Origin of the sequence: Pseudoalteromonas mucoides, from assembly GCF_049257175.1 — a bacterium.
GTDB lineage: Bacteria > Pseudomonadota > Gammaproteobacteria > Enterobacterales > Alteromonadaceae > Pseudoalteromonas.
Window position 1 is genome coordinate 25277 of record NZ_JBMMUC010000012.1, and the last position, 18536, is coordinate 43812.

Annotated in this window: 21 protein-coding genes; all 21 read left to right on the top strand. The window is 40.7% G+C overall.

Annotated features, from left to right (window positions below; genetic code table 11):
* Positions 1 to 135: 135 nt before the first annotated feature.
* Positions 136 to 810, top strand: coding sequence for a RadC family protein (gene radC / locus AAEU30_RS13725; RefSeq protein WP_421960974.1), 675 nt, complete (start codon positions 136 to 138; stop codon positions 808 to 810).
* A gap of 273 nt (positions 811 to 1083) precedes the next feature.
* The gene (rpmB, locus tag AAEU30_RS13730) at positions 1084 to 1320 is read left to right on the top strand and encodes a 50S ribosomal protein L28 (RefSeq protein ID WP_006793236.1); all 237 of its coding nucleotides are present in this window, start codon (positions 1084 to 1086) and stop codon (positions 1318 to 1320) included.
* Positions 1321 to 1331: 11 nt separating this feature from the next.
* Positions 1332 to 1487: a 50S ribosomal protein L33 gene (gene rpmG / locus AAEU30_RS13735; RefSeq protein WP_004587947.1), complete on the top strand. Its 156-nt coding sequence runs from the start codon at positions 1332 to 1334 to the stop codon at positions 1485 to 1487.
* A gap of 142 nt (positions 1488 to 1629) precedes the next feature.
* Positions 1630 to 2175 carry a 1,6-anhydro-N-acetylmuramyl-L-alanine amidase AmpD gene (ampD, locus tag AAEU30_RS13740; RefSeq protein ID WP_421960975.1) on the top strand — a complete coding sequence of 182 codons (546 nt, stop codon included), beginning with the start codon at positions 1630 to 1632 and terminating at the stop codon, positions 2173 to 2175.
* A gap of 24 nt (positions 2176 to 2199) precedes the next feature.
* Entirely contained in the window at positions 2200 to 3051 is an 852-nt protein-coding gene (gene ampE, locus AAEU30_RS13745; protein WP_421960976.1) for a beta-lactamase regulator AmpE, read from the top strand.
* Between the two features lie 583 nt (positions 3052 to 3634).
* Positions 3635 to 4384, top strand: a complete 750-nt coding sequence (gene pdhR, locus AAEU30_RS13750; protein ID WP_087531158.1) for a pyruvate dehydrogenase complex transcriptional repressor PdhR — start codon at positions 3635 to 3637, stop codon at positions 4382 to 4384.
* A 96-nt stretch (positions 4385 to 4480) separates the two neighbouring features.
* Entirely contained in the window at positions 4481 to 7147 is a 2667-nt protein-coding gene (gene aceE / locus AAEU30_RS13755) for a pyruvate dehydrogenase (acetyl-transferring), homodimeric type (protein ID WP_421960977.1), read from the top strand.
* Positions 7148 to 7158: 11 nt separating this feature from the next.
* Positions 7159 to 9057 carry a pyruvate dehydrogenase complex dihydrolipoyllysine-residue acetyltransferase gene (gene aceF / locus AAEU30_RS13760; RefSeq protein ID WP_421960978.1) on the top strand — a complete coding sequence of 633 codons (1899 nt, stop codon included), beginning with the start codon at positions 7159 to 7161 and terminating at the stop codon, positions 9055 to 9057.
* Positions 9058 to 9252: 195 nt separating this feature from the next.
* On the top strand, positions 9253 to 10680 hold the full coding sequence (lpdA, locus tag AAEU30_RS13765) for a dihydrolipoyl dehydrogenase (protein WP_087531155.1): 1428 nt from the start codon (positions 9253 to 9255) through the stop codon (positions 10678 to 10680).
* Positions 10681 to 10941: 261 nt separating this feature from the next.
* Entirely contained in the window at positions 10942 to 11283 is a 342-nt protein-coding gene (gene rpsF, locus AAEU30_RS13770) for a 30S ribosomal protein S6 (RefSeq protein ID WP_036980061.1), read from the top strand.
* A 68-nt stretch (positions 11284 to 11351) separates the two neighbouring features.
* Entirely contained in the window at positions 11352 to 11654 is a 303-nt protein-coding gene (priB, locus tag AAEU30_RS13775) for a primosomal replication protein N (protein ID WP_087531192.1), read from the top strand.
* Positions 11655 to 11666: 12 nt separating this feature from the next.
* Positions 11667 to 11894: a 30S ribosomal protein S18 gene (gene rpsR / locus AAEU30_RS13780; RefSeq protein WP_002962753.1), complete on the top strand. Its 228-nt coding sequence runs from the start codon at positions 11667 to 11669 to the stop codon at positions 11892 to 11894.
* Positions 11895 to 11929: 35 nt separating this feature from the next.
* Positions 11930 to 12382, top strand: coding sequence for a 50S ribosomal protein L9 (rplI, locus tag AAEU30_RS13785; RefSeq protein WP_421960979.1), 453 nt, complete (start codon positions 11930 to 11932; stop codon positions 12380 to 12382).
* A gap of 284 nt (positions 12383 to 12666) precedes the next feature.
* Positions 12667 to 13101 carry a type IV pilin protein gene (locus tag AAEU30_RS13790; RefSeq protein WP_421960980.1) on the top strand — a complete coding sequence of 145 codons (435 nt, stop codon included), beginning with the start codon at positions 12667 to 12669 and terminating at the stop codon, positions 13099 to 13101.
* Between the two features lie 2 nt (positions 13102 to 13103).
* Positions 13104 to 13553 carry a GspH/FimT family pseudopilin gene (locus AAEU30_RS13795; RefSeq protein WP_421960981.1) on the top strand — a complete coding sequence of 150 codons (450 nt, stop codon included), beginning with the start codon at positions 13104 to 13106 and terminating at the stop codon, positions 13551 to 13553.
* Positions 13550 to 13954: a type IV pilus modification PilV family protein gene (locus AAEU30_RS13800; protein WP_421960982.1), complete on the top strand. Its 405-nt coding sequence runs from the start codon at positions 13550 to 13552 to the stop codon at positions 13952 to 13954. The genes AAEU30_RS13795 and AAEU30_RS13800 overlap by 4 nt, the downstream gene beginning before the upstream one ends.
* A 1-nt stretch (position 13955) precedes the next feature.
* A complete protein-coding gene (locus tag AAEU30_RS13805) occupies positions 13956 to 14477 on the top strand; it encodes a prepilin-type N-terminal cleavage/methylation domain-containing protein (RefSeq protein ID WP_421960983.1) in 522 nt (173 codons plus the stop codon).
* Positions 14478 to 16298 (top strand): DUF7305 domain-containing protein, encoded by a 1821-nt coding sequence (locus tag AAEU30_RS13810; protein ID WP_421960984.1) that lies wholly within the window; start codon positions 14478 to 14480, stop codon positions 16296 to 16298. It abuts the gene before it with no gap.
* A gap of 197 nt (positions 16299 to 16495) precedes the next feature.
* On the top strand, positions 16496 to 17047 hold the full coding sequence (locus AAEU30_RS13815; RefSeq protein ID WP_421960985.1) for an RNA polymerase sigma factor: 552 nt from the start codon (positions 16496 to 16498) through the stop codon (positions 17045 to 17047).
* A complete protein-coding gene (locus tag AAEU30_RS13820; RefSeq protein WP_421960986.1) occupies positions 17034 to 17516 on the top strand; it encodes a hypothetical protein in 483 nt (160 codons plus the stop codon). Before AAEU30_RS13815 ends, AAEU30_RS13820 begins: the two co-directional genes overlap by 14 nt.
* Before the next feature lie 9 nt (positions 17517 to 17525).
* Complete coding sequence (locus tag AAEU30_RS13825; RefSeq protein ID WP_421960987.1) at positions 17526 to 18470, top strand: DUF4097 family beta strand repeat-containing protein; 945 nt, start codon at positions 17526 to 17528, stop codon at positions 18468 to 18470.
* Positions 18471 to 18536: the final 66 nt, after the last annotated feature.

Here is an 18536-nt window from a genome sequence, read left to right on the forward strand (position 1 = left end):
GTCGATATGCGCTAACGATAGCAAATCTTTGGCTTTGGCACGAAGTTTTTAATTTGAATTTTATTTACTGTTTAACAGGCGAAATTCTATTTTTAGATTACAGTTAAATGAAAGATTTATTTTAGGGACAAAATAATGCAACTGAACTTGTTACCTGCCCAGCAGCGTCCGCGTGAAAAATTATTAAGTAAAGGTGCTAAATCGTTAAGTGATGCTGAATTGTTAGCTATTTTTTTACGAACCGGCTTACCCGGCATGAACGTTGTGGAGCTTGCACAGCATTTAATGGCCCAAAACGAAACTTTACATAATTTGTTTAATGCATCTATAGAAGATTTTTGCGCCCAAAAAGGCTTAGGCACAGCAAAGTACGTACAATTGCAAGCCGTACTAGAGCTTAGTAGGCGTTATATGATGGAGCAATGCCAGCGAAAAGCGGTATTTAATTCACCGCAATCAGTCTACGACTATTTAACTCTTGAACTTAGGGGCTTACAGCAAGAAGTTTTTATGGTGCTATATCTTGATAGCCAAAATCGACTTATTAAAGAGGAGACACTTTTTTATGGCACTATTAACTCAGCATCGGTTTATCCGCGTGAGGTTGTAAAAGCTGCGCTTAAAAATAATGCCGGGGCACTTATATTAGCCCATAATCACCCATCTGGTATTGCTGAGCCGAGCCAAGCTGACAAACTTATCACTAATAAACTGCAACAAGCACTACAATTAGTCGATATAAATATCTTAGATCATATCATTGTGGGTGCAGATAATTGTATTTCGTTCGCAGAGCGGGGCCTTATTTAGCTTTGTTTGCTAGTTAAGTGTGTTAAAAATAAGCTGTTTAAGTGTTTTTGACAAATTAGTTTAATTTAAATGCAGTTTTTACTTTCCCTAAGGGCTTTCGATCTTTATAATTAGCCGCTATCAAATTTACATATGAGCTGATTGGATAGATCATTGTTTGATCTTTGCCTGTAAAAGCTGTATAAAGAGCGCCCTTCGATTTATTCTCTAGGGCAGAAATACATGGCCTTAGGTTAAATTAAGCTCGAGCGAAGTTATTGGAGATATATAGACATGTCTAAAGTATGTCAAGTTACAGGTAAGCGTCCTGCGGTTGGTAATCACCGTTCACACGCGAGAAACGCGACTAGACGTCGTTTCCTACCTAACCTACAAACACACCGTTTTTGGGTTGAAAGTGAAAAACGTTTTGTAACATTACGCACTACTACTAAAGGTATGCGTATTATTGATAAAAAAGGCATCGACGCGGTTCTTACAGAAATCCGTGCTCGCGGCGAAAAAGTTTAAGGAACTGAATCATGCGCGATAAAATCCGTTTAGTTTCAACTGCTGGTACTGGTTTTTTCTACACTACCGACAAAAACAAGCGTAACATGCCTGAAAAGATGGAAATCAAAAAATTCGATCCTAAGGCTCGTAAACACGTGATTTTCAAAGAAGCTAAAATCAAGTAATTTTAGTTCTCTTCAGAATCTTAAAAACCCAGCTTATGCTGGGTTTTTTGTTTTTAGCGAGTCCTACACTGCGGCTTTCGGCTATCATTACCTCTGTAAATCCTTTAGCATAATCAACAAATTGTCATAACGGTAAACTACTATGTATATTGATAATGCGGGGAAGCTGCAAGGAGTCATTCAGCGGGCATGCACTCATTTTGATGAGCGACCATGCACAGAAGACATTTCTTTATTAGTCATCCATAATATTTCTTTGCCTGCAGGGCAGTTTGCAACTCCTTATGTAGATGATTTATTCATGGGCAATATTGATTGCCTAGCCCATTCTTCTTTTGGCGACCTGCAGGGGCTTAGAGTATCTGCACATTGTTTTATAAAGCGTACCGGTGAGGTTATACAGTACGTGCCGTTTAGCAAGCGCGCATGGCATGCTGGGAAGTCTTATTTTTTAGGGCGTGAGCAATGCAATGATTTTAGTATTGGTATTGAGCTTGAAGGAACAGATGTGAGCGGATATACCCAAATGCAGTATAATGCATTACAATCATTAACTAAGTTATTGATGAATAAGTACCCGGCAATAACCAAAACACGTATTGTTGGACACTGTGATATTGCGCCAGGAAGAAAAACAGATCCAGGTGAAAGTTTTGATTGGCAATATTATTTTGCTGCCCTTGTTTAACCTGCTTTTAGCAAAGAGACCGCTATGATTTTAATTTCTATTATTATCGCATTAATTTTGGAACGCTTAGGCGCACGCTCAGATTATTGGCAAATAAGCCACTATGCGAAAGGATATTTGGCTCGCAGTAATAAACAGTTAAGTGAAAAGGGGTTATTTAATTCCGCTCACGGTTTTTTAATTTGGCTGGTATTGCCCGTTATAGCAGTCGCTTTGGTTTATACGTTTTCTGATTTTGTACTTTGGCAACTCATTATCAATATAGTGGTACTTTTAGTTTGTTTTGGCTGTGCAAAGCATCGGGCGTTATATAAGTCTTACTTAAATGCACTCACTAGAGAAGACAGTGAGGCGGCCAGCTTATATGCCTTGCAAATGGGACAAAACAAAACGGAAGATGAACCCGGTGGTGAAACGTTTGGTCAAACATTGGCGTGGATAAATTTTCGTTTTTATTGTGCGGTGATTTTTTGGTTTGTCATATTAGGTGCGCCTGGTGCTGTACTTTATGCGTTGGTACGAACCTATGCTGATTTAGTGCGCGAAGACAAAAAAGTCGCATATGTGGCACGCTTCAAATTGATTCACAAGTTATTATTTTGGCTTGATTGGCTACCAGCACGAATTACCAGCTTTGGCTTTTTAGTTATTGGTAATTTTAATAAAGGCACCAGTTGCTTACTGCGCTACGCATTTGACTTTTCAGTAAGTAATCGAAAAGTAGTGACAAATACCGCATTAGCAGCGGAGCAAATTGAGCAGCAGCACTTTGGTTGTGCTGTTGAAGCAACGTGTATGATGAAGCTGGTAAAGCGTAACGTTTTGTTTTATTTGGTACTGATTGCACTGCTTACCTTATTTGGTGGTTTGGCGTAAAAGATAGGTGTTATGTTTTTTGTGGCAACGGGCTTTAGCCGTGATGGTTCTAAGTTTTGTGTTGAAACCAATCGGCGCTAAAGCGCTCTCCTACGCGGTTTGGGGTGTGATTTTACTTGTGGGAACAGACTTTAGCCGTGATTGTATTTGGTTATGTGTTAAAACCAATCGGCGCTAAAGCGCTCTCCTACGATGGTATATAGTGTTAAATACATTTTTATAGCCCGAAGCTCGCTACCCTTAGCCCGTGGCTTTTTTCATTCACTTCTTTGTATATAAAAGTCTATAAGTCATTTATTGATAGTAAATCATCGGCTTCTCAGAGCTTAACTGTCTGGTCAGACCATTTAAAGACTTAATGAAAAACCTTCCCAAAGCCACTCGTTATCACCTGCTGTTTAATCTTTGAGCTAAATGCGTTAGGCTAGTTTTGTATGCGGGCTGCTCATGAAATTGACAGTAAACTTGCTTTTTGATAACGTATGACCAAAATTTGGTATGACCAATTTACCTTTTGGTTTCGGCTACAGGCACAAACTGGTAGTTATGAAGCCAGAGCCTATTACAACGCGGACGTTGATTAATGTCTTTAAAGATTAAAGCAGCAAAATTGTCGGATGTTATTTTACAGCAACTTGAGAATATGATTCTTGAGGGATCATTAGCACCGGGCGAAAAATTGCCGCCAGAGCGTGAACTAGCTAAACAGTTTGAAGTATCTCGCCCTTCATTGCGTGAGGCGATTCAAAAGCTAGAGGCTAAAGGGTTGGTCACGCGCCGCCAAGGTGGTGGTACGTTTGTAAAGAATCAGCTGGAAGAAGGATTAACTGATCCGTTATTTGATTTGATCAGTAAGCACCCAGAGTCACAGTTTGACTTATTAGAGTTTCGTCATGCACTCGAAGGTATTGCTGCCTATTATGCAGCACTTAGAGGTACTAGCACTGACTTTGAAAAAGTGAAACAAAGTTTTGAGTGTATTGCCTTAGCTAATGATGATTTACAGCAAAAAGCGAAGGCCATTAATGCGTTTCATTTTAGTGTTGCAGAATCGTCGCATAATGTTGTGTTGCTTCACTTAGTGCGCGGGATGCAAGCGCTACTTGAACAAAATGTATTACAGAATTTAACGGTATTGCTAGAAAAACCGCATATTAGTAAGCAGTTAGCAGAGCATCGCCGTTTATTAATGGATGCAGTTATTGAAGGGAATCCTGAACAAGCTCGTCTTGCCAGTAATGCTCACTTAGCTTTCATTGAAGAAGCGCTACTTGAAGCAGGCAAAGAGCACTCGCGTATTGAACGCAGTTTAAGACGCACTAAACAGAATTAGAAACAAGATAATAATTTAACCAAGTACGGTATTGAAACACACAATACACGGTATTAATTAAAAACATTCGTATTTTAAACATAAGGAAACCTCCGTATGTCTGAAGTCAATAAAATTGACGTAGACGCGCTAGAAACACAAGAGTGGTTACAAGCTCTTGAATCAGTTGTGCGTGAAGAAGGTGTTGAACGTGCTCAGTTTTTACTTGAGCAAGTATTAGAGCAAGCCCGTTTAGACGGTGTTGATATGCCTACAGGCATCAACACAAACTACGTTAATACGATTCCGGTAGAACAAGAGCCTGCTTACCCAGGGGATGTAAACCTTGAGCGCCGTATTCGTTCTATTATTCGTTGGAACGCAATCATGATTGTATTGCGTGCATCGAAAAAAGACCTCGACTTAGGCGGCCATATGGCGTCGTACCAGTCTTCTGCTGCTTTTTATGAAGTGTGTTTTAACCATTTCTTTAAAGCGCCAAATGACGTAGACGGTGGTGACTTAGTTTATTATCAAGGTCATATTTCTCCAGGTATTTATGCGCGTGCATTTGTTGAAGGCCGTTTATCTGCTGCCCAGTTAGATAACTTCCGCCAAGAAGTAGACGGTAATGGTTTACCTTCGTACCCACACCCTAAGTTAATGCCTGAGTTTTGGCAGTTTCCTACCGTATCTATGGGTCTAGGTCCTATCGCGTCTATCTATCAAGCGCGTTTCTTAAAATACTTAGATGGTCGTGGTTTAAAAAATACTAAAAACCAACGTGTGTATGCGTTTTTAGGTGATGGTGAAATGGATGAGCCAGAATCACGTGGTGCTATCTCTTTTGCTGCTCGTGAGAAGTTAGACAACCTTTGTTACCTAATCAACTGTAATCTACAGCGCCTAGATGGCCCAGTAATGGGTAATGGTAAGATCATTCAAGAACTTGAAGGCCTATTCAAAGGTGCTGGCTGGAACGTTATCAAAGTTGTATGGGGCAGTGGTTGGGATATCTTACTTGCTAAAGATACAACGGGTAAGCTTTTACAATTGATGAACGAAACCATCGATGGTGATTACCAAACTTATAAAGCGAAAGATGGTGCTTACGTACGTGAACACTTCTTTGGCCGTTACCCTGAAACAGCAGCACTTGTTGCTGATATGACAGATGACGAAATTTTTGCCCTTAAGCGTGGTGGTCATGAGCCATCAAAACTATACGCTGCATTCAAAAAAGCTGAACAAACAAATGATCGTCCTACGGTTATCCTTGCTAAAACTGTAAAAGGTTACGGCATGGGTGAAGCGGCTGAAGGTAAAAATATTGCTCACCAAGTTAAGAAAATGGACATGACACACGTTGAACACTTACGTTCGCGTTTAGGTCTACAAGATCTTGTGTCTGATGAAGCAATTAAAGACTTACCTTACTTAGAGCTTGAAGAAGGCTCCGAAGAGTACAAGTACTTACACGCCCGTCGTAAAGACTTAGAAGGCTACACGCCAACACGCATACCTAATTTCTCTGAAAAGCTACAGCTACCAGAAGTAGACGCATTCAAGCCATTACTTGAAGAGCAAAAGCGTGATATTTCAACAACAATGGGCTTTGTTCGTGCACTTAACGTGTTATTAAAAGACAAAGGTATTGGCAAAAACATTGTGCCAATCATTGCTGATGAAGCGCGTACATTTGGTATGGAAGGTTTATTCCGTCAAATCGGTATTTATAACCCGCATGGCCAAAACTATACGCCACAAGACCGTGATATTGTTTCTTACTATAAAGAAGCGACTTCAGGTCAAGTATTGCAAGAAGGTATCAATGAATTAGGTGCAATGTCATCATGGGTTGCTGCGGCAACGTCATACAGCACGAATGACTTACCAATGATCCCATTCTACATCTACTATTCAATGTTTGGTTTCCAACGTGTTGGCGACATGGCATGGATGGCGGGTGACCAACAAGCACGTGGTTTCTTATTAGGTGCGACTGCGGGTCGTACAACGCTTAATGGTGAAGGTCTACAACACGAAGATGGTCACAGCCATATTCTTGCGAACACAGTGCCTAACTGTATCTCTTATGACCCAACTTACGCGTACGAAGTAGCAGTAATCATTCAAGATGGTATTCGTCGTATGTACGGTGAAGATCAAGAAAACATTTACTACTACCTAACGCTAATGAACGAAAACTACGCTCAACCAGCAATGCCAGAAGGCGCTGAAGAAGGTATTCGTAAAGGTATTTATAAGCTTGAAAGCTACGAAGGCAAAAAAGCCAACGTACAGTTGTTAAGCTCAGGTACTATCATGACTGAAGTACGTAAAGCAGCAGCCATTTTAAGTGATGACTATGGCATTGCATCAGATGTTTACTCAGTGACATCGTTCAATGAGCTTACTCGCGATGGTCAAGATGTTGAACGCTCAAACATGCTTAACCCTGAAGGTGAGCAAAAAACTGCGTACATCACTAGCGTATTAAATGATTCAGTGACTGTTGCAGCTACGGATTATATGAAAAATTACGCTGAGCAAGCGCGTTCATTTATTCCTAGCAATAACTACAAAGTATTGGGTACAGACGGTTACGGTCGTTCAGACAGTCGTGAAAACTTACGTCGTCACTTTGAAGTTAACGCAGGTTATGTTGTTGTTGCTACGTTATCTGAACTTGCTAAACGTGGTGAAGTTGAAAAGTCAGTGGTTGTTGACGCGCTTAAGAAGTTCGACATCGACACTAACAAACTTAACCCACTGTACGCTTAAGAGGTTTTGCAATGAGTATTGAAATTAATGTACCAGATATCGGTGGCGATGAAGTTGAAGTAACCGAAATCTTAGTTAGTGTTGGCGACGTTGTTGAAGTTGACCAATCACTTCTTACTGTTGAAGGCGATAAAGCATCAATGGAAGTACCAGCTGCTCAAGCGGGTACAGTTAAAGAAATTAAAGTAAACGAAGGTGACACGGTTACCACAGGCTCTTTAATTATGATTTTTGAAGGCGAAAGCGCTGGCGAAGAAAAAGCGCCAGAAGCTCCGGCTCAATCTGAAGACGCAGCTCCAGCTGCCTCTTCAGGCTCAACGACCAAAGAAGTGACCGTACCAGATATCGGTGATGATGAAGTTGAAGTAACCGAAATCATGGTTGCAGTGGGCGACAGCGTTGAAGAAGAGCAATCTATCTTAAACGTTGAAGGCGACAAAGCCGCGATGGAAGTGCCTGCACCGTTTGCAGGTACTGTTAAAGAAATTAAAATTGCGACTGGCGATAAAGTAAAAACAGGCTCTTTAGTATTTGTTTTTGAAATCGCTGGTAGCGACTCAGCTGCACCTGCACAAGACGAACCAGCACAAGAATCTGCACCAGCAGCAAGTGCTCAGTCAAGCAGCAAAGAAGTCAACGTGCCAGATATTGGCGGTGACGAAGTTGAAGTAACTGAAGTCATGGTTGCGGTTGGCGACAAGGTTGAAGAAGATCAATCAATCTTAAACGTTGAAGGCGACAAAGCAGCAATGGAAGTACCTGCGCCATTTTCGGGCACAGTGAAAGAAATAAAAGTAGCTACAGGCGATAAAGTATCGACTGGTTCACTTATTTTTGTTTTTGAAGTTGCCGGTAGTGCTTCAGCTGCAGCTCCTGCAGAAAAATCAGCGCCAGCGCCAAAAGCAGAATCAAAACCTGCACCAGCGCAAGCAGCACCAGCAAAAGCCAGTAATGAAAGCTTTGAGAACAACAGTGCTTATGCTCATGCATCGCCAGTTGTTCGCCGTTTAGCCCGTGAGTTTGGTATTAACCTTGCGAACGTAAAAGGCTCAGGTCGTAAAAACCGTGTTGTTAAAGAAGACGTGCAAAACTATGTTAAAAGTCTAGTTAAGCAAGTTGAGTCTGGTCAGTTATCTGCGGGCAAAGGCAACGCGGGTGGTGGTGAGCTTGGTTTAATTCCATGGCCAAAAGTTGATTTCGCCAAGTTTGGTGAAATCGAAGAGAAAAAGCTGTCTCGTATTCAAAAGCTGTCGGGTAAAAACCTACATCGTAACTGGGTACAAATCCCTCACGTTACACAATTTGATGAAGCAGATATCACTAGCCTTGAGGCGTTCCGTAAAGAACAAAATGCACTAGCAGAGAAGAAAAAGCTAGGTGTTAAAATTACACCACTAGTATTTGTAATGAAAGCAGCAGCAAAAGCATTGGCTGACTTCCCTACATTTAACTCGTCTTTATCTGAAGATGGCGAAAGCTTAATCCTTAAAAAGTACATTAATATTGGTGTTGCTGTTGATACGCCAAATGGTCTTGTAGTACCAGTATTCAAAGATGTTGATAAAAAAGGCATCATTGAGTTATCACGTGAATTAATGGAAGTATCTGTTAAAGCGCGTGAAGGTAAGTTAACGGCATCTGACATGCAAGGTGGCTGTTTTACTATTTCAAGTCTTGGTGGCATTGGTGGTACTGCATTTACACCAATCGTTAATGCGCCAGAGGTTGCTATTTTAGGTGTATCTAAATCTGAAATGAAACCAAAATGGAATGGTAAAGAATTTGAACCTAAATTAATGGTTCCACTTTCAATGTCATACGACCATAGGGTGATTGACGGTGCACTAGCAGCACGCTTTACTGTAACCCTTGCAAGTTACATGAGTGATATTCGTCAACTAGTAATGTAATAATTGATACATGTAGCTAAATAAATAGAATCAAATCCCAGCCAGTTGTTTTTTGCTGGGATTTTTACCATTTGCAATGATACAATCTTTGTATACTTTGCATAAATTTTTGATCTGCTCTGACTTTCTGCCCATGCAGAAACATGGCAGTTAAACTTTAGGGCAGTGTCCCGTTCAAACAATTAAGGTAAAAGCATGAGCAACGAATTAAAAACTCAAGTTGTTATACTAGGCGGTGGTCCTGGTGGTTACTCTGCGGCTTTCCGTGCTGCTGACTTGGGCTTAGAAGTTACATTAGTAGAATCTCGCGACACATTAGGCGGTGTATGTCTTAATGTGGGTTGTATCCCTTCAAAAGCACTATTACACGTAGCTAAAGTAATTGATGACGCAGCTGAAATGTCATCTCATGGTGTTACTTTTGGTAAGCCTGAAATCGATTTAGACAAAATCCGCTCATGGAAAGAGTCTGTAATTGGCCAGCTAACTGGCGGCTTAGACGGCATGGCTAAAATGCGTAAAGTGAAAGTAGTTTACGGTTACGGCAAATTCACTGGCAGCAACACCCTTGACGTTGAAGGCGCAGACGGCAAAACTACAATCACGTTCGATAATGCTATTATCGCAGCGGGCTCTCAACCAGTTAACTTACCTTTCATCCCTGAAGATGACCGTGTAATTGATTCAACTGGCGCATTAGAGCTTAAAGATGTACCAGAAAAACTACTTGTATTAGGTGGTGGTATCATTGGTCTTGAAATGGGTACGGTGTACCGTGCTCTTGGCTCTGACATCGACGTAGTTGAATTTGCTGATCAATTAGTACCAGCAGCAGATAAAGACGTTATCAAGATTTATCAAAAATACGTGAGCAAAAAGTTCAACGTAATGCTTTCTACAAAAGTAACTGGCGTTGAAGCAAAAGACGACGGTTTATATGTAACGTTTGAAGGTAAAAATGCACCGGCAGAGCCTGTACGTTACGACAAAGTACTTGTTGCTGTTGGTCGTACACCAAACGGTAAATTACTTGATGCTGACAAAGCGGGCGTTAACGTTGATGAGCGTGGTTTCATTAATGTTGATAAGCAGCTTAAAACAAACGTTAACCACATCTTCGCGATTGGTGACATTGTTGGTCAACCTATGCTTGCGCATAAAGCGGTTCACGAAGCACACGTTGCTGCTGAAGTTATCTCAGGTCAAAAACACTTCTTTGACCCTAAATGCATTCCTTCAATCGCGTATACTGATCCAGAAATCGCTTGGGTTGGTGTAACTGAGAAAGAAGCAAAAGAGCAAGGCCTAAGCATCGAAACTGCGGTATTCCCGTGGGCTGCATCTGGTCGTGCAATTGCATCTGCTCGTACAGAAGGTCAAACTAAGCTTATCTTTGATAAAGACAGTGGCCGCGTAATCGGTGGTGCTATGGTTGGTATTAACGCAGGTGAAATGCTTGGCGAAATCGGCTTAGCAGTTGAAATGGGTGCAGATGGCGAAGATTTAGCGCTTACCATTCATGCTCACCCAACATTGAACGAATCAATCGGCCTTGCTGCTGAAATTTTTGAAGGTTCAATCACTGACTTACCAAACAAAAAAGCTGTTAAAAAGAAGAAGTAAGTTCTATTAATTAATAGTTTAAAACCCAAGCCTCGGCTTGGGTTTTTTGTTTTTATAGCCGTCAGTAAAAGACAAGCTCTCTTGGCACCTAAGTTAATATAAGCAAAATTTTGTAGCTGATAGCTGACCTAAAATATTTATTGCTTAATTATCCAACTAAGCGTAAAATGCGCGCTCATTTCGGCCTAATTAATATTAATTCCTTGCCTTAAACCGACTGGCTGAAACGGTAGAAGGCTCTATTAACCGTAAGGAATATCCATGCGTCATTACGAAATCGTATTCATGGTTCACCCTGATCAGAGTGAGCAAGTTGCTGGTATGATCGAACGTTATACTGGTTCTATCACTGAAGCTGGTGGTACTATCCACCGTCTTGAAGACTGGGGCCGTCGTCAATTGGCTTACCCAATCAACAAGCTTCATAAAGCTCATTATGTTCTTATGAACGTTGAAGCACCAACTGAAGTAATCAGCGAGCTAGAAACTACTTTCCGCTACAACGATGCAGTGCTTCGTAACTTAGTTATGCGTACTAAAAACGCTGTAACTGAAGCGTCTCCTCTTGTAAGAGAAGAGAAGAAAGAAGCACCAGCTGCTTAATTGTTTTGAGTCCAAGCATGGCGCTGTGCAGTTGAGTTATTAAGATGAGCCAAAAGCTTAACCCTTACATGAATCAACTAACATTATCTGGAGTCGTTTGTAAAACGCCCAAATATAGCCAAAGCCCTGCTGGTATCCCGCATTGTATTTTTGTTGTAGAACATAAATCGATGCAAATTGAAGCAGACCTTAACCGTAATAGTTATGTCAGACTTCAAGTGGTTGCTAGTGGTAAGCAAATGCAACAACAGACTCAACATTTGCACGTTGGGCAGGCATTGCAAGTGAGTGGTTTTTTAAATCGCCACGAAGGCCGTAACGGCCTTAGCCAATTGGTTTTGCATGCTCAGCATATAGAAAGAATTAATTGAGGAATTTATCTCATGGCACGTTATTTCAGACGTCGTAAGTTCTGCCGCTTTAAAGCGGAAGGCGTACAACAAATCGATTATAAAGATCTAGCTACTCTTAGAAACTATGTTACAGAAAGTGGCAAAATCGTACCTAGCCGTATCACAGGTACAAGCGCTAAATACCAGCGCCAGCTAGCAACTGCTATCAAGCGTGCTCGCTACTTAGCCCTTCTTCCATACACTGACTTACATAAGTAAGCAGCGGATTAACAGTTTTTAAAAGGTGTAGAAACATGCAAGTTATTCTACTAGATAAGATCGCTAACCTAGGTGGCCTAGGTGACCAGGTTGTTGTTAAATCTGGCTTCGCACGTAACTTCCTTTTCCCGCAAGGTAAGGCAGTTCCTGCAACTAAAGCTAACGTTGAAACTTTTGACGCACGTCGTGCAGAGCTTGAAGCGAAAATCGCTGAACAGCTTGTTGCTGCACAAGCACGCGCTGACAAACTTGAAGCATTAGCAGAAGTTACACTAGTTTCTAAAGCTGGTGACGAAGGCAAGTTATTCGGTTCAATCGGTACTCGTGACATCGCTGACGCTATCTCAGCTGTTGGTGTTGAAGTTGCTAAATCAGAAGTTCGTTTACCTCTAGGTACTATCCGTGAGACTGGCGAATTTGACGTTGCAATCGCAGTACACTCAGACGTAACGGCTACTATTAAAGTAATCGTAATCGCTGAAGCTTAATTTTTAAATTAAGCGAAAAAGCCGTGCTGAAAAGTACGGCTTTTTTATTTATTATATCACTTGCATCTTGATTGGGTGATTGCTTAAATTTAACCGCAAGACATTAAAATTCCTTTTTTAGATAACGTCTCTACCTTGTTTGATCTAAATCCAAAAAAATAAAATCAATAGTTTATACTTAGAATAATGTAACTACATTGTTATAAAATTACAGGATCTTGACATTGACAGCGTTGTCACTGTATATTGTTTGTGCACTGGGCATAGTGTTAAGGATGTAGAAATTGAAAGATCTGACAGTAAATAATGTAAAGCTTACAGGTTTCACATTAGTTGAATTATTAATTGTTGTGGCAATTTTAGGTATTTTATACAGTGTTGCTATGCCTTCTTATACTGAGCATATGCAACGTAGTCGTCGTGCCGATATTCAGCAGGTGATGCTACAGCATGGAGCTGTATTGGAACGTATTTATTCGCGTAATGGTGGCTATCCCAATACTTTTAATACTGCGGCGAATACTGAATTTTATACTTTTACCTATGTCGCATTTGATCGTGCTGCAGGTGGTGCTGCCAATGCAAATTTTAAAAGTCGGGCATTCACATTAACAGCAACACCAAAGGGGGGGACAGCTCAAGCGGAGGATCGCTGTGGAGCATTAGTCATAAAGCATGATGGCACACAGACTGCTGATGCCAATGGTTGCTGGGAGTAATAATGGCTAAAACAACAGGGTTTACCTTAGTAGAGTTGATGATTGTGGTTGGGATCGTTGCGATTATGGCGGTATTAGCGTTTCCGTCTTTTAGTCAACAAATCATGCAAGATCGTGTCGTGACTACGGCTAATCAGTTGAATAGCGTATATAAATACGCTCGTAGTGAGGCGGTAAAACGCGATCGCGATATTAAGTTAGTGGTCAGTGGCGCTAAGTGGCAAGTAAAAGCCCCTGTAGATGGTGTTGAAACCGTTTTAAAAGAATTTGTAATCCAACATCAAGGTATCTCGGTAGGTTTAGTTGATCGTACTGTGTGGGCTAGTGGTGAAATATCAGCAGCAAGCGAAATTTTAATTCAAGATGATAATCATAAAACGGTAGATTACTATTTGTGCATTTTAAAAAGCGGTCAAAATTGGCTAGCAGAGAAAACTGCGGCATGTGCATGATGACGAAACAAAATGGTTTTTCATTATTAGAAGTGATGTTATCGGTTGTGATAGCTGGCATTGCTTTATTAGGCTTGGCAGCTGCGCAGCTTAAATCATTACAGTACGCAACTAATAGTTTTAATTACACCGTATCACTAGTGCAAGGGCAAAATACGTTAGAACGTATTTGGCCGCGGTTATGTGAACTCCAAGTTACTAACCCAGACCTTTTTAATGACGTTGGATTTCGTGCTTCACTTGGACCTCAAACAAGTGATTATCAACTGGCTTTACCTGCTGTATATGCGGATGACATGCAATTAAGCGTCGCTTGGTCAGATGAACGAATGACGGACGCAGCGGAGAACCAAATTTCTTTAAATGCCAGTTTTCCTGCACTACCAGTAGGATGTATTTAAAGTGACAGGGCTAAGTAATCGAGGTTATACCTTAGTTGAGTTAATGGTTGCATTAGCTGCGGGAGCATTTTTATTAGCCGGGGTAAGCCTGTCTTACTCTGCAATAAAAGGCACGATTCTGGTGAGCAAAGAGCTGGAAAATGCACAAGAAGTAATACGGTATACCAGCAAAGTATTTACTCGTAGTATCAAGCAAACACCCGAATTACCGGTGGTTTCAGCAGATGGTTTGAGTATCACTATTAAACAACCTACAGGTGTTATCACTTGTATTGGAGAGGTGTCTGCTACGGCTGTTGATGAGATTTACAGTTTGCAGGGAGAAAATTTGATGTGCAAACTCGGAGCCGCAGATGCTGAGCGACTTTTAACAGGAGTTAAAGCGTTAACATTTTCAATTAATAATAATTTGGTCAGCATTAATGTTGGCCCTGAAAACTTACCAGCGCAGTTTGGTAATACAATTAAAATTGATGTCGCTGTATCTAATGTGATTTTAAATAATGCCTTTGGGGGAGTGTAAGTGAATAATAAACAACATGGTTTTACACTTATAACGGTACTTATACTGACTAGCATGGCAAGTATTGTGGTATTAAATTCATTACGTGAAAATATTGTTCAAGAACGCATGAGCGGTAATTTTCAAAAGAAAATGAACAGCCGATTACTTGCTGAAAAAGGCGTGTTTGAAGAAGCTAAACTGTTACAGCAAGCTTTATTAAATGATAAAACATTAGATATCGATGGCTTAATTGCTGCAACAGGCAGTACCTCAGGCAGTGGCCTAATTGGCGATGATGCAACTTATAATGCCAGTATTAGTAAAAATGCAGCTGGTGAACTGGAAATAGCCAGCCTTGGACAGCGTTATGATGGTGATGCGCAAAGCAATTTAGTTGCGCGGTTTGGCTTCTCACCTGGTAAAGCAGGCTCTCCTTTTGAAAATGCAATCGTGGGTTGTGAAGGGGTATCACTTAGTGCTAGTGGTCGTATTGATAGCTACGATTCGAGCTTAGGCGAGTATGAAGCAGATAAAGCAGAAGCCGCAGCAGTAATTGGCACCGTTTATAAAGATAAAGACGTGACGTTATCTGGCGCCTCGACTATTTGGGGGAGCGTTCATGCAACGGGGAGTATTATTTTCAGTGGCTCATCACCCATTACTGGATCATTGCGCGCGAATAATAATATCACTATAGACTCTAATTTCACTGTGTCTACAGATCCACTCTTACCTGAAGGGTTTCCTTTAGATACGGCTGTGGGCGGCGATGTATTATCGGCAGGTGACGTAATATGGAAGCAAGGGAAAATACTGGGGGTTGTTCGCGCTAATAACGATTTAATTTTTCCAAATAATAGTGCAAGCACAATCCTCGTAAATAAAAATAATGAACCACTTGATGTTATGTATGGTAATACATTAAAAGCGCCAGCGGGCTTAGCTGAACACTTAAAGCAAGATGGTATTGCATATTCGGATGCACGCTATAATAGCTCGCCTGATGTTGAATTTGTACCTTATCAAGATCCTGATAACTTTGAAGTTAGTAAAGTACAATGCGATCCTATTGATATTGAAAACGTTGTAAATGACCTAATCGACCCAACAGCTGAAGATATTGTAGTTAAGCACAGCACCACAACTTTAGTTGCTGGCAAACCCGAAACTCGAGTGATTTATGAGTTAGCCCCTGAAATTGGCCAATCTAAAATAGCGAACCCTGGAAGCTACACTTGGGAAAGTTGGTTAGGTGAGCCACCGGCAACGCTGAATTATCAATTGGCTACAATTAACGAACAAGTTGACCAAAAAGTACTTAAATCAGGAAGTTTCACTCTAAATAATGGCAACTTAAAGGTGACAGGTGGTGATGTTACTTTAATTGTTAATGGTGATTTTATCATGATAGGCGATTCCTTCATTGATATCGCCGTAGATAGCAGTTTAACTCTTTATATTTCAGGTATAGTTTCAATGAGCGCTGATGATGGAGCTATTATTATGAAGCACGGTTTAACTGAGTCTGGAAAGCCAGTGTTTAGTATCTACTCGGGGTTTACTGGGTCTGATGGGATAGATATTAGTGCTAATTCAGATTTATATGCAGCAATTTATGCGCCTAAAACAGATGTTAACGTAGTCGCTAATGGTGGGTTTAGTGGGTCGATTCGTGGTAAAACAGTTACAGCTTCTGGGGATGGAGGGATTCATCACGACATGAGCCTAGCAAATGTGAGCGGAGGGGGGGCTACAGCAGATGCAAAGCTAGTTTTCCTAGGTTGGTCATATAAAGTTCCTGACAAAAGCATCGAAGAACCGGTTGAATCAAAAATTTAAATAAATTCCGTAAAATGGCTAACTTTTGAGTTAGCCATATTTTTTAAAACTAAAAAAATTTCATTCCATTTAAACCTTTTCACCACCTGCGCGCGTCTAACTATTCAAGAAACATAAAAACTCTGAAAATCGTATTTCCATAGTACTTGGGTATACACTTAGCTCAGAATAAAAACCATAAAGGGACAACATCAACGATGTTGATAGATGCAAAGCATGCTTTTAGTGAACACACAGAGTCAGTGTTAATCGAAAAAGTAAAAAGTGGCGATCAACAAGCCTATGCGACTTTATATGCAATGCATGTAAAGCGAGTTTATGGTTTGTGCTTACGCTTATTAGCGGATCGTGAACACGCCGAAGATGCCACTCAAGAAGTGTTTGTGCAACTGTGGCATAAAATTGCCAGTTTTGAAGGGCAATCACAGTTTTCAACTTGGCTGCATAGCGTGACTAGCAATATTGCCATTAGTTATTTACGCAAGCACAAAAACTGGCTGCAAAAGGTCGTGAGTTTTGAACAAAGTGGTATGGATGAGCAAAGCGCCGCTGACTGCCAAGGGCTAAATGGGTTAGACAAACTGGTTTTACGGTTACCAGAGCGAGCGAGAATGGTGTTTGTACTCCATGCTATTGAGGGCTACCGCCATGAGGAGATCGCAACCATGTTAGATATGGCAGTTGGGTCAAGTAAATCACAATATCATCGTGCAAGGCAGTTGTTAAAAGAGTGGTATGAAAATGAATAAACCAGATTTCGAGCAGTTTTTAACTCAGTCATTAAATGACACAAAGCATGAACTAGCGCCTGAGAAAGATTTATGGCCCGGTGTTGAAAGAGCACTGGCAAAACATGAAGTAGCTAAACCAGAAAAAAGTGGCTGGAATAAATTAGCAGCTATTGCAGCCTGTACTGTTGCGGCGCTTTTGACTGCGCAGTTATTTATAAAAACACCGCAAACTAACAGTGTTGTGGCAATGAGTGATTTTTTTGCAAAGCAAAAACAAAGTTTACTGGTGCAATACGAAGGTAGCCCAGCGGTTACAGATAATTGGCAGCAACAATTGAATGAACTTGAAGAAGCTGAAAGCGCAATAAAACAAGCGCTTGAGAATGAACCTAATAACTCAGCACTGTTAAGTATGTTAGCGCAAGTTTATCAACAACAATTAGATTTAATTAATAAGGTGCATGCACCTAAGTGGCAAACAATTTAGGAGTAGGAAATGAAAGCATTAATTTTTGCATTAGGGTTGTTGCCACTGATGGCAACAGCAGGACAAAAAATCGATGAACAAATTAGTGTACCAGCTAGTAAGCGTATTTTTATTGATAACCAGCGTGGTGATGTGCGTGTTGAAGGTTGGGATAAAGCTGAGCTTAAAATCAGTGGTGAACTTGATGATAAAGCTAAAGGTTACCGCCTTGAAGTTGAAGACGATCGTATTGAGTTTATTGTAAAAATGCCACGTAGTGGTAATTTGGGTTGGAATAGTGGAGATGGCTCTGAGCTGGTTATTTTCATGCCTAACAGTAGTGAATTAGAGTTATCAGGCGTGAATGTAAATGTTATCGCTAGCAAATTAAGCAATGGAGCAGAGATTGATGTAGTGAATGGTGATATTACACTATCAGCCATTGAAGGGGATATAAGCGTAGAAACGGTTAATGGTGATGTGAATGCAACAAACCTAAATGGTGATATTCGTTATGAAACCGTGAATGGTGAAATTAACGATAAAAACTCACAAGGCACGTTACGTTTTACAGCTGTAAATGGTGATATTAAATCAACGTCGAAAGCGCAATATGTGCGATTAGAGAATGTTAATGGGGATATCGATTTTACCCTTGATACTATTAAAAAATTACGCATTAACACAGTTAATGGCGAAGCAGAAGTGCGTATTAATCGTCTACTTGATAAAGCAGATGTCCGCTTTGAGTCAGTCAGTGGAGATGCTGAGTTTTATTTCCCAGTCGATGTATCAGCAGAGTTTGAAATAGAAGCGCACGCTAATGGTAAAATTATCAACAAATTAAGTTCAGATAAAGTGAATAAGGCGAAGTATGGCCCGGCCAGCGAGCTTGAATTCAGTATAAATGGTGGCAATGCTGATGTAGAAATGGATACCATAAGTGGGCGCATTGAATTAAAAAAACATAACTAGTCATAAAGTCTTCAAAAGGCTAAGCAGGAAAAGAATTCCTGCTTAGCTATTTTCACAACCCCAGCA